This is a genomic window from Clavibacter michiganensis, assembly GCF_002151125.1.
GTDB lineage: Bacteria > Actinomycetota > Actinomycetes > Actinomycetales > Microbacteriaceae > Clavibacter > Clavibacter michiganensis_C.
Genome location: NZ_MDJZ01000009.1, coordinates 17,184 through 32,458, shown reverse-complemented (window position 1 = coordinate 32,458; position 15,275 = coordinate 17,184). Strand labels below are relative to the sequence as shown.

General features: G+C 74.1%; 16 protein-coding genes. 11 read left to right on the top strand and 5 right to left on the bottom strand.

Annotation, left to right across the window (positions count from 1 at the left end; all coding sequences use genetic code 11):
• Positions 1-88: 88 nt before the first annotated feature.
• Positions 89-274, bottom strand: coding sequence for a hypothetical protein (locus BFL37_RS14875; protein ID WP_431305854.1), 186 nt, complete (start codon positions 272-274; stop codon positions 89-91).
• Positions 265-1,473, bottom strand: a complete 1,209-nt coding sequence (locus tag BFL37_RS05600; protein ID WP_431305853.1) for a carboxylesterase family protein — start codon at positions 1,471-1,473, stop codon at positions 265-267. The genes BFL37_RS14875 and BFL37_RS05600 overlap by 10 nt, the downstream gene beginning before the upstream one ends.
• Positions 1,474-1,626: 153 nt before the next feature.
• Here BFL37_RS05600 and BFL37_RS05595 point away from each other — a divergent pair, with 153 nt between their 5' ends.
• The 9 genes from BFL37_RS05595 to BFL37_RS05555 all read left to right on the top strand — a co-directional run bounded on the left by BFL37_RS05595 (position 1,627) and on the right by BFL37_RS05555 (position 12,551).
• Positions 1,627-2,673 (top strand): NAD(P)-dependent alcohol dehydrogenase, encoded by a 1,047-nt coding sequence (locus BFL37_RS05595; RefSeq protein WP_086514171.1) that lies wholly within the window; start codon positions 1,627-1,629, stop codon positions 2,671-2,673.
• A gap of 358 nt (positions 2,674-3,031) precedes the next feature.
• Positions 3,032-4,381 carry an ABC transporter substrate-binding protein gene (locus BFL37_RS05590; protein ID WP_086514170.1) on the top strand — a complete coding sequence of 450 codons (1,350 nt, stop codon included), beginning with the start codon at positions 3,032-3,034 and terminating at the stop codon, positions 4,379-4,381.
• A gap of 43 nt (positions 4,382-4,424) precedes the next feature.
• Positions 4,425-5,288, top strand: a complete 864-nt coding sequence (locus tag BFL37_RS05585; protein WP_086514169.1) for a carbohydrate ABC transporter permease — start codon at positions 4,425-4,427, stop codon at positions 5,286-5,288.
• Positions 5,285-6,193, top strand: a complete 909-nt coding sequence (locus BFL37_RS05580; RefSeq protein ID WP_086514168.1) for a carbohydrate ABC transporter permease — start codon at positions 5,285-5,287, stop codon at positions 6,191-6,193. The genes BFL37_RS05585 and BFL37_RS05580 overlap by 4 nt, the downstream gene beginning before the upstream one ends.
• Positions 6,194-6,244: 51 nt before the next feature.
• Positions 6,245-7,939, top strand: a complete 1,695-nt coding sequence (locus BFL37_RS05575) for a glycoside hydrolase family 13 protein (RefSeq protein WP_086514167.1) — start codon at positions 6,245-6,247, stop codon at positions 7,937-7,939.
• Positions 7,940-7,975: 36 nt separating this feature from the next.
• Positions 7,976-8,626: a histidine phosphatase family protein gene (locus tag BFL37_RS05570; protein WP_086514166.1), complete on the top strand. Its 651-nt coding sequence runs from the start codon at positions 7,976-7,978 to the stop codon at positions 8,624-8,626.
• 73 nt (positions 8,627-8,699) lie between these two features.
• Positions 8,700-9,338, top strand: a complete 639-nt coding sequence (locus tag BFL37_RS05565) for a hypothetical protein (protein ID WP_143331585.1) — start codon at positions 8,700-8,702, stop codon at positions 9,336-9,338.
• Positions 9,339-9,544: 206 nt separating this feature from the next.
• Positions 9,545-11,647, top strand: a complete 2,103-nt coding sequence (locus BFL37_RS05560) for a cytochrome c oxidase assembly protein (protein ID WP_086514164.1) — start codon at positions 9,545-9,547, stop codon at positions 11,645-11,647.
• A gap of 97 nt (positions 11,648-11,744) precedes the next feature.
• A complete protein-coding gene (locus BFL37_RS05555; protein ID WP_086514163.1) occupies positions 11,745-12,551 on the top strand; it encodes a thioredoxin domain-containing protein in 807 nt (268 codons plus the stop codon).
• A gap of 75 nt (positions 12,552-12,626) precedes the next feature.
• Here the strand turns inward: BFL37_RS05555 and BFL37_RS05550 are convergent, their stop codons facing one another.
• The gene (locus BFL37_RS05550; RefSeq protein WP_086514162.1) at positions 12,627-13,067 is read right to left on the bottom strand and encodes a bleomycin resistance protein; all 441 of its coding nucleotides are present in this window, start codon (positions 13,065-13,067) and stop codon (positions 12,627-12,629) included.
• Positions 13,068-13,131: 64 nt separating this feature from the next.
• A complete protein-coding gene (locus BFL37_RS05545; protein WP_086514161.1) occupies positions 13,132-13,395 on the bottom strand; it encodes a hypothetical protein in 264 nt (87 codons plus the stop codon).
• A gap of 66 nt (positions 13,396-13,461) precedes the next feature.
• On the opposite strand from BFL37_RS05545, the gene BFL37_RS05540 reads away from it, so the two are divergent.
• Both BFL37_RS05540 and BFL37_RS05535 read left to right on the top strand, forming a co-directional pair.
• The gene (locus tag BFL37_RS05540) at positions 13,462-14,463 is read left to right on the top strand and encodes an adenosine deaminase (protein WP_086514160.1); all 1,002 of its coding nucleotides are present in this window, start codon (positions 13,462-13,464) and stop codon (positions 14,461-14,463) included.
• A 32-nt stretch (positions 14,464-14,495) separates the two neighbouring features.
• Positions 14,496-14,759 carry a YrhK family protein gene (locus BFL37_RS05535; protein WP_346962705.1) on the top strand — a complete coding sequence of 88 codons (264 nt, stop codon included), beginning with the start codon at positions 14,496-14,498 and terminating at the stop codon, positions 14,757-14,759.
• Positions 14,760-14,847: 88 nt separating this feature from the next.
• On the opposite strand, the gene BFL37_RS05530 is transcribed toward BFL37_RS05535, so the two are convergent.
• Positions 14,848-15,252 carry a RidA family protein gene (locus BFL37_RS05530; protein WP_086514158.1) on the bottom strand — a complete coding sequence of 135 codons (405 nt, stop codon included), beginning with the start codon at positions 15,250-15,252 and terminating at the stop codon, positions 14,848-14,850.
• Between the last annotated feature and the right edge of the window lie 23 nt (positions 15,253-15,275).

The following is a 15,275-nucleotide window of genomic DNA, read 5'->3' as shown; positions in this document are numbered from 1 at the left end:
TCGAGCCGACTCCCGCGGCGGCGGGTCGCCTACCCCCTTGACAGGCGGGGCGCGAGCGTATCCGGTCGGGACCGTCGGGCGCGTGCGCTCACCCCCGGTCGAACCGCATGCCGCACGCCCGCGCGTCCGCATCCGCCGCCACCTCGCCGGTGCGCGCGAAGTCGGCCCAGACCCGCCGCACCGCCCGCCCGCGCGTGGCGATCTCCGGCCACGCCTCCGGACCGACGAGGTCCATCGAGGTCCACGCCTCGCGCGTGCCGAGGATCAGCGGCACGTCGGAGGTGTGGCCCGCGCTGATCGGGCTCGACGCCGGGGCGCGCGGAGCACGTAGCGCACCGCCCGACCGCCCGCGGCGCGGTGCCGGGCGGCGAACGCGCGGACGGGCCGGGTGTAGACGAGACGGGTGGTGGGCCGCACGACCGCGCGCATGAGGATCGACCGCAGTCCCCGGCCGAGCACGGGCACGCGGAGCAGCGGCGCGATCACCGGGAGCGCGGGAAGGTACATCGCGGTCTCGTCGCGCGTCGTGCCGATGAGGAGGTCGACCTCCGGGGCGACCGCCCGCCAGGCGGCCTCGCGGTCGGCCTCGGCGGGGAGGGGCGCGTGGCCGTAGCGCGGTCCCCAGGGGAGCCCCGCGCGGATCCCCGAGGCCCACGACGCGACCTCCGCCCGGGCCTGCCGGCGCATCACGGCGTCGAGCGGCGCATCGACCGGGAGCGAGCGGGTCACGCGCGCCATCGCCCGGAACATGCGCTCGCGCCCCCCGGTGATCCCCACCGGCGGGCTCTGCACGATGGCCCGACGGAAGAGGCCGCGGGCGCCGTCGCTGATCATGAGGTGCAGGATCGCGTCGCCGCCCGCCGACTGCCCCATCGCGGTGACGGCCGCGGGGTCGCCGCCGAACGCGGCGATCGAGTCGCGCACCCAGCACAGCGCCTCCAGCTGGTCGAGGAGGCCGAGGTTCGCGGGTCGGGCGGCGGATCCGGGGCGTCCGGATCCACCGCCCCCGAACCCGAGCAGCCCGAGCCGCGCGGTCACGGCGACCACGATCACGCGCTGCTCCACCACGAGCGCGCGCGGGTCGTGGATCGCGAGGTCGCCCGCGCCCGTCGTGTAGCCGCCGCCGTGGAACCAGACGATCACGGGCAGCGTCTCGCCGGGCGCGCGGTCGGCGGGCAGCGTGATCGAGACGGCCTGGCAGTCCTCGGAGCGCTCGACGCCGTCGAGGGCGCCGCGCATGAGGGTGTCGAGGATCCGCGACGACGGCTGCGGGCACGCCGGCGCCGGACGCACGGCGCGGAGCACGACCGGCTGCCCGTCGGATCCGATCCGGGCGACCGCGGGCACGGGCGGCTCGCCGCGGGCCGCCGTCGCGTAGGGGATGCCGAGGTACCGGATCACGTCGCCGTCCCGGATCCCGGTCACCGGGCCGGATCGCGTGCGCATCGGGCCGGGCGGCGAGGTCGGGGACACTCGGCAACGGTATCCGCCGGGGACCGAACCGGGCGGTGGCGGTCCGGATCGCCCCCCGAACGGGCGTAGCGTCGAGGGGTACCGCATCCGAAGAGGGCGCGGCCGGATCGACCCGATCCCTCCCCTCCCCCACCGGACAGCTCAAGGAGAACCATGCGCACCGTCAACGCCTACGCGGCCACGTCCGCCACCGATCCCATCACCAAGACCACCATCGAGCGCCGCGACGTCGGCCCGAAGGACGTCTCCATCGACATCGCCTACTCGGGCGTCTGCCACTCCGACATCCACACCGTCCGCGGCGAGTGGGGCCCCATCCAGTACCCGCAGGTCGTCGGCCACGAGATCGTCGGCCGCGTCACCGAGGTCGGCTCCGACGTCAGCAAGCACAAGGTCGGCGACCTCGTCGGCGTCGGCTGCATGGTCAACTCCTGCAAGGAGTGCGAGCAGTGCAAGGCCGGCCAGGAGCAGTACTGCCTGAAGGGCAACATCCAGACCTACGGCGGCACCGACCCGGCCGACGGCACCATCACGCAGGGCGGCTACTCCGAGGCCGTCGTCGTCGACGAGGACTTCGTGCTCCGCGTCCCCGAGTCCCTCGACATCGAGAAGGTCGCGCCGCTGCTCTGCGCCGGCATCACCACCTACTCGCCGCTGCGCCACTGGAACGCGGGCCCCGGCACGCGCGTCGCGGTGGTCGGCATGGGCGGCCTCGGCCACATGGCCGTGAAGATCGCGCACGCCATGGGCGCCGAGGTCACCGTGCTCTCGCAGACGCTCTCCAAGAAGGAGGACGGCCTGCGTCTCGGTGCCGACCGCTACTTCGCCACGAGCGACGAGTCGACCTTCGAGGAGCTCGCGAGCTCGTTCGACCTGATCATCAACACGGTCTCGGCGAAGCTCGACATGAGCAAGTACATCGGCCTGCTCGCGATCGACGGCACGCTCGTCAACGTCGGCGCCCCGTCGGAGCCGCTCGAGATCCCCGCGTTCGCGCTCATCCCCGCGCGACGCAGCTGGGCCGGATCCATGATCGGCGGCATCGCCGAGACGCAGGAGATGCTCGACTTCTGCGCCGAGCACGGCATCGTGCCCGAGACCGAGCTCATCTCGGCCGAGCAGATCAACGAGGCCTACGAGCGCGTCCTCAAGTCGGACGTCCGCTACCGCTTCGTGATCGACGCCACGACGTTCGCGTAGGCAGCGACCCACGTCGAAGGGCCCCGCGGATCATCGGATCCGCGGGGCCCTTCCGCGTCCGGGTCCGGCCGGCGGTCGTGGGCCGGCCCCGGCGGGGGCCGCGCCGCGGCGCCGCCGCACGCCCGATCGCCACCCGCCCCGCCTCCCGCGGTCTTTCGCGTTGCTGGGCGTGGTCGCGGAACGGACACGGCCCGTGAGCGCACCCGTAGTTTGTGTACTAACGGACCGCTTCGCGGGCGGAGGACGCGGCCGGCGCCCTCCGGCACGAGATCCCGCGGGGTCCGCCACACGGACCGCACGCCCGCGTGCACCCTCCTCGTCCCGTCGCCTCGCGCGACCCGCACCCCGAAGGACTCCGATGCGCGACACAGCCACCGCCACCACCCGCCGACGACGCCGTCCGATCCGCCTGGCGCTCGGCGCCGCGGTGGCCGCCGCGACCGTCGCCCTCACCGGCTGCGGCGCCGGCGCCGACGTGGGAGGAGCGGGCGTCGCCTGCGACATCCCCCAGCCCGACGCGAGGACCACCGTCAACGTGCTCTCGTACAACAGCCCGTCGACGAACCCCTTCACCGACGCGATCGCCACCGGCTGCACGGGCGGGAACTTCACGGTCAACGCGCCCACCACCGACTTCGGCGGCCAGAACCAGCGCGCCGTGCAGTCCATGTCGGGCGCGAACCCGAGCTACGACCTCGTCGAGGTCTACGGCACCGTCTACCCGCTCTACGCCGAGCGCGGCTGGATCGAGCCCCTGGACGACCGCATCGCGGACGCGGGCGACGAGCTCGACATCGACGACATCGACCCGACCCTGCTGGAGTCGCTGCAGTACGACGGCGAGCAGGTCGGGATCCCCACCTTCTGGGGCACGATCATCTTCATCTACCGCGAGGACATCCTCACCGACCTCGGCATCGAGGTGCCGACGACGTTCGAGGAGATGTACGCGGCCGCGGAGACGATCCGCACGGAGACCGGCATGGAGAACCCGCTGGCCCTCCCCTTCAACGCCGCGGGCGACAACTCGAGCGCCTACAACCAGTACCTCGGCTCGCTCGGCGGCACCTGGTTCGAGGACGGATCCGCGACCCCGACCCTCGACACCCCCGAGTCGATCCAGGCGCTCGACACCCTCCGCGCCACGTACCAGCAGATGAGCTCGCAGTCGACCTCGTGGTCGTCGCCCGAGGTGATCACGCAGCTGCAGACCGGCCAGGCCGCCATGTCGATGCTGTTCGCGGGCCGCGTCTCCGCGCTCCTCGACGAGGGACAGACCGAGAACTTCGACGACTTCGCGTTCGCCGTGCCGCCGGCGGTCGAGGAGGGCGGCACCCCCGCCACGAGCCTCTCGGTCGACGGCCTCTCCATCGCCGCGAACTCGAAGGTCGACAAGGACCTCCTCTTCGACCTGCTCGGCGTCGCGACCGGCGCGGACGCCGCCGCCGAGGCCGCCAAGGCCACGATCCCGGCCCGCACCACGCAGGCGCAGGCCGCCGACCTCCCGTTCGAGGAGGCCGCGCGCGACGTGCTCGAGAGCGAGAACCCGAACGGCCTGCCGCTCGTGCCGTACATGTCCGACGTGTTCGCCGCGATGGCGCCGATCCTCGCGCAGGTCGTCGACGGCACGCTCTCCTCCGCGGACGGCGCGACCCAGCTCCAGGCGGCGGCCGTGCAGGCCATCGCCACGGCGGGCTTCGCGCCCTGATGCGCGGGATCCCCGGCACCCGGCCCCGCCTCCGCTCCCGGGCATGAGGCTCAGGACCTTCGCCGCGTTCACGGCCCCCGCCATCATCCTGATGGCGGGGCTGCTGATCGTGCCCCTGATCACCACGCTCGTCTGGAGCTTCCAGAACGTGCCGGTCGGCCAGCCCGGCGTCTTCAACGGCGTCGCGAACTACGTCGAGATCTTCACCGACCGCCGCTTCGGCCGCGACGCCGCCTTCACGATCACCTACGCGATCGTCATGACGATCGCGAAGCTCATCGTCGGCTACGGCATCGCGCTCCTGCTCAACCGCATCGAGCGCGGCCGCATGGTGATCCTCGGGCTCCTCATGGCGAGCTACGTGGTGCCCACCGTGATCGGCGCGCTCAACTTCTCCTGGCTGTTCAACGACATCTTCGGCGGCGTCGTGAACCAGGGCCTCGCGGTCTTCGGCGTGCACGTCGACTGGCTGACCGAGACCGGGCCCGCCCGCGTCCTCATCGGCCTGCACGCGCTCTGGCACGAGACGCCGTTCGTCATCCTCGTGCTCCTCGCCGGGCTCCAGACGCTCCCCGAGGAGCCGCTCGAGGCCGCGCAGCTCGACGGCGCCGGCTGGTGGCAGCGCCAGCGGTACATGATCGTCCCGCTGCTCGCGCCGCTGTTCTCCTTCGTGACGCTGATCAGCCTGATGGACAGCCTGAAGGTGTTCGACTCGATCCGGATCATCACCCCGGCCGCCGGCAGCGTCGGCACCGAGTCGCTCATGGTGTTCGTGTACCAGGTGGCCCTCGGGGAGTCGTACCGGCTGGGGGTGGCGAGCGCGGTCAACGTGGTCACCATCCTCATCACGCTCGTGCTGCTGATCCCGTTCCTCCGACAGACCTGGAAGGGGGCGCGGGCCGCATGACCGCATCCACCCCGCTCGTGCCCACCGGCCGCCGTCGCGCCCCCGGCGACGTGCGCACCCTCACCGCCCGGGAGCGCCGCCGCCGGGAGGCGATCGGCTCCCTCTGGGCCGGCGCCGCGCTCGTGGTCATCGTGCTCATCTCCCTGAGCCCCTTCCTCTGGGCGCTGCTGACGGCGATCAAGCCCTTCCAGGACGCCTTCACCAACCCGCCGACGTGGGTGTTCGAGCCGCGCGTCGACGCGTTCGTGGACCTGTGGCGCGGCACCCGGTTCGCCGCGGTGCTCGTGAACACCTTCATCGTGGCGCTGCTCACGGTCGTGGTCGCGCTCGTCGTCGGCGCCCCGGCCGCGTACGCGTTCGCGCGCTACGCCGGCGTGATCGGGCCGCTGCTGCTCGTGCTCGCCGTGATCCTCCGCACCATCCCCCGGTTCGCGGTGGTGCTGCCGTTCTACGAGATGAGCCAGGCGCTCGGGATCTACGACACGAACATCGCGCTCACCGCGGCACTCGTGGCGGTGAACATGCCGTTCACGCTGCTGCTGCTCGTCGGGTTCTTCCGCGACATCCCGACCGAGCTCGACGAGGCCGCGATGATCGACGGCTGCAGCCGCTTCGGCGCCTTCCGCCGCGTGATCGTGCCGCTCATGGGCCCGGGTCTCGTCACGGCCGGCGTCTTCACGCTGCTGGTCGCGTTCCAGGAGTACCTCGTGGCGCTCACGCTGACGCAGAACCAGGCCGTCACGATCCCGGTCTTCATCGCCGCGCAGAAGGGCGCCGACGACATCTCCACGTACCAGACGCTGGCGGCGGCGAGCATCGCGCTCGTGATCCCCGTGGTGCTCATCGCCGTCTTCGCGCGGAAGTACCTCGTGGCGGGTCTCGGCGGCGGGGCGGTCAAGGGGTGAGCGACTCAAGGCCGACCTGCCCGCCCGCCGTCCGCGTCCCGGAGGGCCGTCGTGGCCGCCGTCCCGAGCCCGCGCTCTGAGCCCGCGTCCGCGTCCGGGGCGGCGACGGCGGACGCGTGGTGGCGCAGCGCCGCCATCTACCAGGTGTTCCTCCGCAGCTTCGCGGACGGCGACGGCGACGGCGTGGGCGACCTGGCCGGCCTCCGGGCGCGCCTGCCGTACCTGGCCGCGCTCGGCGTCGACGCGATCTGGGTGAACCCGTGGTACCCGTCGCCCATGGTCGACGTCGGCTACGACGTGTCCGACTACCGCGACGTCGACCCGATGTTCGGCACGCTGGCCGACGCGGAGGCCCTCATCGCCGAGGCGCACGACCTCGGGCTCCGGGTGCTGCTGGACATCGTCCCCAACCACACCTCCGACGCCCACCCCTGGTTCCGGGCGGCGCTGGCCGGCGACCCCGCTGCCCGGGCGCGCTACCTGTTCCGCGAGGGGAAGGGCGCCGACGGCGAGCTGCCGCCGAACGACTGGGAGAGCTGCTTCCGGGGGCCGGCCTGGACGCGCACGACCGACGCCGACGGACGCCTCGGCGACTGGTACCTGCACATGTTCGCCCCCGAGCAGCCCGACCTCGACTGGACGGAACCCGAGGTGCACGCGGAGTTCGTCGACGTGCTGCGCTTCTGGTTCGACCGGGGGATCGACGGGTTCCGCGTCGACGTCGCGCACGGCCTGGCCAAGGCGCCGGGCCTCCCGGACGGCCTGGGCGCCGACCGGCGGACGGAGGCGCACCCGGGCTGGGACCAGGACGAGGTGCACGACGTCTACCGGGAGTGGCGCCGGGTCGCCGACTCCTACGATCCGCCGCGGGTCTTCGTCGCGGAGGCGTGGGTCGCCCGGCCGGAGCGGCTGCCGCTGTACCTCCGGCCCGACGAGCTGCACACCGCGTTCGAGTTCGAGCCGCTGCACGTGACGTTCCGGGCCGATCCCTGGCGACGGGTCATCGACGACGGACTGGCCAAGGCCGCGCTGTCGGGGGCGCCGAGCGCCTGGGCGCTGACCAACCACGACGTGGTCCGTCAGGTGACGCGCTACGGCCGCGAGCAGCCGGAGCTCCGGGCCTCCAACGAGCAGCAGCGGGCGCGCTTCGGCGTCGACCCGGTGGACCTCGACCTCGGCCGCCGTCGTGCGCGGGCGGCCGTCACGCTCACGATGGCCCTGCCCGGCGTCGCCTACCTCTACTTCGGCGAGGAGCTGGGGCTGCACGAGGTCGAGGACCTGCCCGACGCGCGGCGCCGGGACCCGATCCACCACCGCTCGGGCGGCACCGACCCGGGGCGCGACGGCTCCCGCGTCCCGCTGCCCTGGTCGGGGGACGCCGCGCCCTTCGGCTTCTCCGCCGGCGTCCCCGACGGCGGCGCCGAGCCGTGGCTCCCGCAGCCGACCTCCTGGGCGGAGCTGACGGTCGAGCGCCAGGAGCGGGATCCGGCGTCGACGCTGCAGCACCACCGCCGGCTGCTGGCGGCCCGCCGCGCGCTCCTGGTGCCGACGGAGCCGCTGGTCTGGCTCGAGGCGCCGCCCGACGTGCTCGCGTTCCGGCGCGGCGCCGTGCAGTGCTGGATCGCCTTCGGGACGGATCCGGTGCCGCTGCCGACCGGGTTCCGCGTCGTCGTCAGCTCGACCGGCGACGTCGCCAGGATGCTGCCGCCCGACACGGCCGTCTGGCTGGTGCCCGACCGGTCCTGACGGCTCCGGCCCGCTCCTCGGCGGTAGCGTCGGGGCATGCGCCTGATCCTGATCCGCCACGGCCAGACCGACTCCAACGTGGCGGGCACCCTCGACACCCGCATCCCCGGTCCCGGGCTCACGGCGCTCGGACGCGCGCAGGCGGCGCGCCTGCCGGAGACCCTGCGGGGCGAGGCGATCGGGGCGCTGCACGTCTCGACCATGGTCCGCACCCACGAGACGGCCGCGCCGCTCGCGCGGGCGCTCGGCCTCGCGCCCGTCGAGCGCGCCGGGATCCGGGAGATCGCGGCCGGCGACCTCGAGATGCGCGGCGACCGCGCGGCCGTCATGGAGTACCTGGACACGATGATCCGCTGGGTGGCCGGCGAGGACGAGCTGCGCCTGGCGGGCGGCGAGTCGGGGCGCGAGTTCGCCGCGCGGTTCGACGCCGTCGTCGCGGAGGCGGAGGCGTCGGGCCACCGCACGGTGGCGCTCGTCAGCCACGGCGCCGCCATCCGCTGCTGGTCGGGCCTGCGGGCCCGGGGCCTCGACGCAGCCTTCGTCGCCGACCACGCCCTGGAGAACACCGGCGTCGTGGTGCTCGAGGGATCCGGCACAGAGTGGACGCTGGAGTCCTGGGAGGGCGAGCCCGCGGGCGGCGTCGGCGACGACGCCCCGTCCGGCCCGATGGGCGAGCCGCAGCCGTAGGCCCGGGCCGAGCGCGCGGTCCGCGGCCGCCGCCCACCGTCTCCCCGGGGGACGCACCTAGGCTGTCGTGCAGATGAGGGATCCGGAGACGCTGGCGATGGCCGGGCGGGGGACGCGCGTCGTGCGCGGCACCGTCACGGCCGCCTTCGCCATCCTCGTGTCGATGCTGTCGCACCTCGCCGGCGGCGGGCCCGTCCCGGGCGCGGTCGGACTCGTCCTCGCGGCGGCGCTCGCGGTGCCCACCTGCGTCCTGCTCGCGGGCCGCACGGTCTCGACCGCCCGCCTCGCCCTCGCCGTCGCGAGCAGCCAGGCCGTCCTGCACCTCCTCTTCTCCGTCGGCGCGCCCACCTCGACGACCATGCGGGTCGTCGGCGGGCACCACGGCATGGGCGGCCACCTGATCAGCACCGGAAGCGCCGCGACCGGCGCGGCGGACATGGGCGGCATGCACCACGGATCCTCGATGTGGATCGCGCACCTCCTCGCCGCCGTCCTCACGATCGCGGCGCTGCGATCCGGCGAGCGCGCCTTCTGGGACCTCGTGGCCCTCGCGCGCACGCGCCTCCGGGTGCTGATCCGCGTCGCCTCGCTCGAGGTCGTGCCGCGCGCCGAGGTGCGCCATCGCGTCGCGCGCTCGATCCGCGCGGGCATCCGCGACCTCGGCGTCTGCGTCGCGGCGCTCCCCCACCGCGGGCCGCCCGCCGCCGCCTGATCCGGCCCCTCCCGATCCGGCGCGCCCGACGGCGCCCGGACGACGCACGACGCCTCGGGGCGTCGTGCCCTCGCGCGTCCTCCGACGCGCACCCCGACGCGCCCGCCTCCCCGCGATCCCGAGCGATCCGACCCGATCGGATCCCCGGGCCCGGGGGGCCGGCCGTCCCGTCGCGCCCCGACCCGGCGCCGACCGAGGACACCCCCATGCCCCCACGCTCCGCCCTGCCCACCGCCCCGCGCGCCGACCACGACGATCCGGATCCCGACGATCCCGTCTTCGAGCCCCGCACGCTGTCCGTCCCCCGCATCCGGATCCGCGCGCGCCCCGCGCTGCTGTGGGCGTGCCTGCCGCTCGCCGTCGCCGTGACGCTCGCGGCCGCCGCCTTCACGGGCGCGACCACGCAGACCCTCCTCGTGGATCCCGGCGACGTCGTCACCTACGGCCTGCCCGTCGCGCGCGTCGTCCACGACGCGGCCGCCGCGGTGACCATCGGGCTGCTCGTGGTCGCCGCCTTCGCGCTGCCCGGGCAGAGGAGGCACCCGGGGATGGCGAGCGCCGCGCAGTGGACGGCCGCCCGCTGGGCATCGCGCGCCGCCGCCGTGTGGCTGGCCGCCGGCATCGCCGTGCTCGCGCTCTCGGGCGCGAACGTGATCGGCGTCCCGCTCACCTCCCCGACCTTCCGGGGCCAGTTCGGCTACTTCACGCTGCAGCTCGAGCTCGGCCAGACCCTCCTCGCGTCCCTCGTCTGCGTGGCCGTGGCCTTCGGGATCAGCGCCTGGACGCGGAGCGTCTCGGGGATCGGCGTCGCCGCCGCCGTGGCGCTCGCCGCGCTGCTCCCGCTGTCGCTGTCGGGTCACGCCGCCGGCACGTACGAGCACGCGAACGCGGTGGACAGCCTCGGGATCCACCTCGTCGGCGTCACGGTCTGGGCCGGCGGCCTGGTCGCGGTGATCCTCTGCCACCGGCTCGCGAAGGGCGCGCTGCCCGCGGTCGTCGGCCGCTACTCGACGCTCGCCGGGTGGGCGTTCGTCGCGGTCGCGCTGTCGGGGACCGTCAACGCGTCGCTCCGCATCGGCTCGCCGCTCGACCTCGTGACCACCTCGTACGGGCTCCTCCTGCTGGTGAAGACGGCGATCCTCATCGGGCTCGGCGTCGCCGGGTTCGCGCACCGCCGGATCCTCATCCCCGGGCTCGTCCGCGACGCGACCCGCCGCACGGCGTTCCTCCGGCTCGCGGTCGGCGAGGTCGTCGTCATGTCCGTCGCGATGGGCGTCTCCGTGGCGCTCTCGCGCAGCGCCCCGCCCGTGCCGCAGACGACCATCGCGGACGTCGACCCGCTGGCCTCGCTCATAGGCTTCACGTTCCCCGACCCCGTCACGCCGCTGCGGATGCTCACGGCCGTCCACCCGAACGTCCTGTTCCTCGGGCTGGCGGCGGTCATGGCCGGCCTCTACCTCGTCGCGGTGCGGCGCCTCCGCCGGCGCGGCGACGCGTGGTCGGCCGCGCGCACGGTGCCGTGGCTGCTCGGCTGCGCGATGCTCGTCTACGCCACGAGCGGCGGGCCCGCGGTGTACGGGGCGGTGCACTTCAGCACCCACATGATCCAGCACATGCTGCTGATGATGTACGTAACGCCGCTGCTCGTGCTCGGCGCCCCCGCGCTCCTGCTGCTGCGCGCGCTGCCGGCTCGGAAGGACGGCAGCCGCGGCGTGCGCGAGTGGGTGCTGGTCGCGACGCACTCCCGGTACTCCCGGATCGTGACGAACCCGATCGTCGCCGCGGTCGTCTTCGCCGGGAGCCTCGTGGCGTTCTACTACACGCCGTGGTTCGAGTGGTCGCTCGCCACCCACCAGGGCCACATGCTGATGACGGTCCACTTCCTCCTCAGCGGGTACCTCTTCTTCTTCGTGCTGATCGGGGTGGATCCGGGGCCGACGCGCCCGCCCTACCCGATCCGGCTGATGCTCCTGCTCGCCACCATGGCGTTCCACGCGTTCTTCGGCCTCGCGATCATGTCGGGCACGCAGATCCTCGCGATCGACTGGTGGCATCAGCTCGGCCTCCAGACCGACGCGCAGCTGCTCGCGGACCAGGCCGCGGGCGGCGGCATCGCGTGGGGCGCCGGCGAGCTGCCCGTCGTGCTCGTGGCGCTCATGGTCGTCCGGCAGTGGTCCGGATCCGAGCAGCGCGCCGCCACGCGCTACGACCGGGCGGCCGCGCGGGACGACGACGCCGAGCTGCGCGCCTACAACGCGCGGCTGTCCGCCCTCGACGAGCGCGCCGACGAGCGGCGGCCGGCGCCGTGATCGGGCACGCGGCGCGCACCGCGCGCATCCACCCCGTCCCCTCCCGCCCCGACCTCCATCCCGACCGAATCCGACCCACCGACAGGAGCACCGCATCATGAGCAAGAGGACCAGCGCCGACCGCGACCGCACCCGCGAGATCCGGGAGAAGGCGAACGCGCAGCGGCGCCTCGAGGAGGCGCGTCGCAAGCGCCGCCGCCTCCTCACCCAGCTCGGCGTCGCCGGCGCCGTCGTGATCCTCGTCGCCGGCATCTGGGGCGGCGCCAGCCTCCTCCGGGACCAGGCATCCGCCGGCAGCGTGGCGCCCACCGCGGACGCCACCGTGCAGCTCGCGAGCGGCGGCGAGGCGCACGTGACCACCGAGCCCGACGCCGTCTCCGTCGGCGCCGCGGACGCGCCCGTGACGCTCGACATCTACGAGGACTACTCCTGCCCGCACTGCCAGGAGTACGAGGCCGCGACCGGCCCGCTCCTCGACCGCGTCGCGGCATCCGGGCAGGTGCGCGTCGTCTACCACCCCATCCGGATCGTCACGAACTACGGCCGCGCCGCCGGCAGCACCGCCGCGTGCGTGCTGCAGCACGACCCGTCCGCGTGGCCCGGCGTGCACTCCGCGCTCTTCGCCAACCACTCGGCCGCGACCGACTCGTGGACGGGGAAGGACTTCTCCTCGTGGCTCGGCTCGCAGGGGGTCACCGACGCCGAGGCCCTCACCTGCACGGAGAAGGGCGCGTACGCCGGCTGGATCACCGCCAACACCGAGACGGCGGCCGCCGCCGGCGTCACCGGGACGCCGACCCTCACGATCGGCGGGCAGAAGACCGCCACGGTGAGCGGTCAGGGGCTCGTGGACGCCCTCACGGCGGCCGGCGCGACCCTGCCCGCGGGGATCGCGGAGGGATGAAGTCCGCGGCCCGCCCGGACCCGGGCGGGCCGCGGCGGCGCCCTCAGCCGGCGGTGCCCTCAGCCGGCACTGCCCTCAGCCGGCGGACTCCTCCACCGGCCGCCGCCCGATCGACGACTGGAAGCGCACGAGGTAGCCGTCGGGATCCTGGACGAGGAACTGGCGCACGCCCGTCTCCTCGTCGCCGATCCGGTACCAGGTCGTCTCCGGCTCGAGGAACAGCGCGACCCCGGCCGCGGCGAGCGCCTCGGCCATCGCGTCGGCGTCCTCGACGCCGATCTGGAAGTTGATCCCGCGCCCGAACGGCCGCTCCATCGGCCCGCTCACCCAGTTCCGGATGATGCCCGTCTGCTCGAGCATGAGGTGAGCGCCGCCGCGGGCGATGTACGCGAAGCCCTCGGCGGGGCGGTCGTACCGCACGGTGAAGCCGCAGAGGTCGCGCCAGAACGCGAGGCTCGCGGCGAGGTCGGTGACCAGCAGCTCGGGGACCAGGTCGGGCTCGTCGTCGGGATCCATGCGGCCATGCTCGCAGACGGCCCGCCGCCCGACGGGTGCCGGCCCGCACCGGACGCCGCCGCGCTCACCCCTCGCGGCGGAAGCGGGCCGGGACGAATCCCGCGAAGTCCTCGCCGATGCCGCCGGGCTCCGAGAAGTCGTCCACGAACGCGGTGGCCTCCGCGATCAGCTGCTCGGGCGTGCGCGGCGCTCCGCCGACCGTGAACCCGTACGTGCCCTCCGCCGGGCCGCTGAGCCAGTCGAGGTCGTACGTCGGGGTCGCGCCCCGCGGCTCGCGCTCCGAGATCCGCCAGCGCTCCCCGAGCACCGTGACCTCGAACGCCTCCATCCCCCGAGCCTACGGACGCGTCCTGCACCCGGCAGCGACCCCGCCCCCGCCCGTTACCGTGGACGGATGATCTCCACGCTCCCGCCCACCGCCGAGCTGCACCTCCACGTCGAGGGCACCCTCGAGCCCGAGCTGGTGTTCGAGCTGGCCGAGCGCAACGGCGTCGAGCTGCCCTACGCCGACATCGAGGACCTCCGCTCGCGCTACGCCTTCACCGACCTGCAGTCGTTCCTCGACCTCTACTACGCGTGCACCGCGGTCCTGCGCACCCGCCGCGACTTCCACGACCTCGCCGCCGCGTACCTCGAGCGGGCCGCGGCCGACGGGGTCCGGCACGTGGAGATGTCCTTCGACCCGCAGGCGCACACCACGCGCGGCGTGCCGGTCGACGACGTGGTCGACGGCCTCCTCGACGCCCTCCGCGACGCGCGCGTGCGCCACGGCATCTCGGGCGGCCTGATCCTCAGCTTCCTCCGCGACCGCCCGGTGGCGGAGGCGATGGCGACGCTCGAGTCCGTCGCCGGCCGCGCCCACGAGATCCTCGCCGTCGGGCTCGACTCCGCCGAGGTCGGCTACCCGCCGTCGCTCTTCGTCGACGTCTTCGCGCGGGCCCGGGAGCTCGGCCTGCACGCGGTCGCGCACGCGGGCGAGGAGGGTCCGCCGGCGTACATCCACGAGGCGCTCGACCTGCTGCGCGTGGAGCGGGTGGATCACGGGGTGCGCTGCCTCGAGGATCCCGCGCTCGTCGACCGGCTCGTCGCCGACCGGATCCCGCTGACCGTCTGCCCGCTCTCGAACGTGCGCCTCGGCGTGAACGAGACGCTCGACGAGCACGCCCTGCCCGAGCTCCTCGCGCGCGGCGTTCTCGCGACCGTCAACAGCGACGACCCCGCCTACTTCGGCGGCTACCTCGGCGAGAACCTCCGGCAGCTGCGCGTGGCGCACGCGTTCGACGACGACGCCGTCGCGCTCCTCGCCCGCAACTCCTTCGAGGCCTCGTTCCTCCCCGACGACCGCCGCGCCGAGCTCGTCGCCGCGGTCGACGCATGGCGGGCCTCCGCGCTGTGACGCCGCACGAGGATCCCGGGAAGAGCCGCTCCGTGACCATCACGATCGGGCACGAGGAGCTCGTCATCCGCCACAAGTACGAGGTCGCGAGCATCGTCAACGACATCATGGTCGCGGCGTGGTTCGTGGCCGGCAGCATCCTCTTCTTCTCCGAGTCGACCACCACCGCGGGGACCTGGCTGTTCCTCGTCGGCAGCATCCAGCTGATGATCCGCCCGCTCATCCGCCTGGGTCGCCGGGTGCACCTCACCCGCATCGGATCCACGGCGCCGGCCGACACGGGACACGACTACTGAGGGACCCGGGTCGCGCGTGCCGGGCCGCGCGGCTCGGCGCGATGGACGCCCGGCAGGCCAGCGCGCTCCGGTGCCGTCGCAGCCCCGGTCAGTCCACGACGGCCGCGACCGCCTCGACCTCCACGAGCTGGTCGTCGTAGCCGAGCACGGTGACGCCGAGCAGCGTGCTCGGCGGGTCGTGCGGCGCGAGCGCGTCGCGGACGACCTCCCACGCGGTCACGAGGTCCGCCTGGCGGTCCGAGGCGACGAGCACGCGCGTGCTGACGAGATCCGCGAGCGTCGCGCCCGCCGCCTCCAGCGTGACCCGCAGGTTCTCGACGCAGCGCGCGGCCTGCGCCGCGTGATCCCCCACGCCGACCGTGCGGCCGTCCGCGTCGAGCGGGCAGGATCCCGCCAGGAACACGAGCCGCGCGTCGGCGGGTGCGGTGGCGGCGTAGGCGTACTCGGCGGCGTCCGAGAGGGCGGCGGAGCGGATCAGCGTCACGGCGGTCATGGGTCTCCCGTCTCGCGCGCGGG

What these genes read in the sequence shown, in the direction of transcription:
- BFL37_RS05595 (WP_086514171.1), top strand. Translation starts at nt 1,627, where the DNA reads ATGCGCACCGTCAACGCCTACGCGGCCACGTCCGCCACCGATCCCATC.
- BFL37_RS05590 (WP_086514170.1), top strand. Translation starts at nt 3,032, where the DNA reads ATGCGCGACACAGCCACCGCCACCACCCGCCGACGACGCCGTCCGATC.
- BFL37_RS05585 (WP_086514169.1), top strand. Translation starts at nt 4,425, where the DNA reads ATGAGGCTCAGGACCTTCGCCGCGTTCACGGCCCCCGCCATCATCCTG.
- BFL37_RS05580 (WP_086514168.1), top strand. Translation starts at nt 5,285, where the DNA reads ATGACCGCATCCACCCCGCTCGTGCCCACCGGCCGCCGTCGCGCCCCC.
- BFL37_RS05570 (WP_086514166.1), top strand. Translation starts at nt 7,976, where the DNA reads ATGCGCCTGATCCTGATCCGCCACGGCCAGACCGACTCCAACGTGGCG.
- BFL37_RS05565 (WP_143331585.1), top strand. Translation starts at nt 8,700, where the DNA reads ATGAGGGATCCGGAGACGCTGGCGATGGCCGGGCGGGGGACGCGCGTC.
- BFL37_RS05560 (WP_086514164.1), top strand. Translation starts at nt 9,545, where the DNA reads ATGCCCCCACGCTCCGCCCTGCCCACCGCCCCGCGCGCCGACCACGAC.
- BFL37_RS05555 (WP_086514163.1), top strand. Translation starts at nt 11,745, where the DNA reads ATGAGCAAGAGGACCAGCGCCGACCGCGACCGCACCCGCGAGATCCGG.
- BFL37_RS05550 (WP_086514162.1), bottom strand. Translation starts at nt 13,067, where the DNA reads ATGGATCCCGACGACGAGCCCGACCTGGTCCCCGAGCTGCTGGTCACC.
- BFL37_RS05545 (WP_086514161.1), bottom strand. Translation starts at nt 13,395, where the DNA reads ATGGAGGCGTTCGAGGTCACGGTGCTCGGGGAGCGCTGGCGGATCTCG.
- BFL37_RS05540 (WP_086514160.1), top strand. Translation starts at nt 13,462, where the DNA reads ATGATCTCCACGCTCCCGCCCACCGCCGAGCTGCACCTCCACGTCGAG.
- BFL37_RS05530 (WP_086514158.1), bottom strand. Translation starts at nt 15,252, where the DNA reads ATGACCGCCGTGACGCTGATCCGCTCCGCCGCCCTCTCGGACGCCGCC.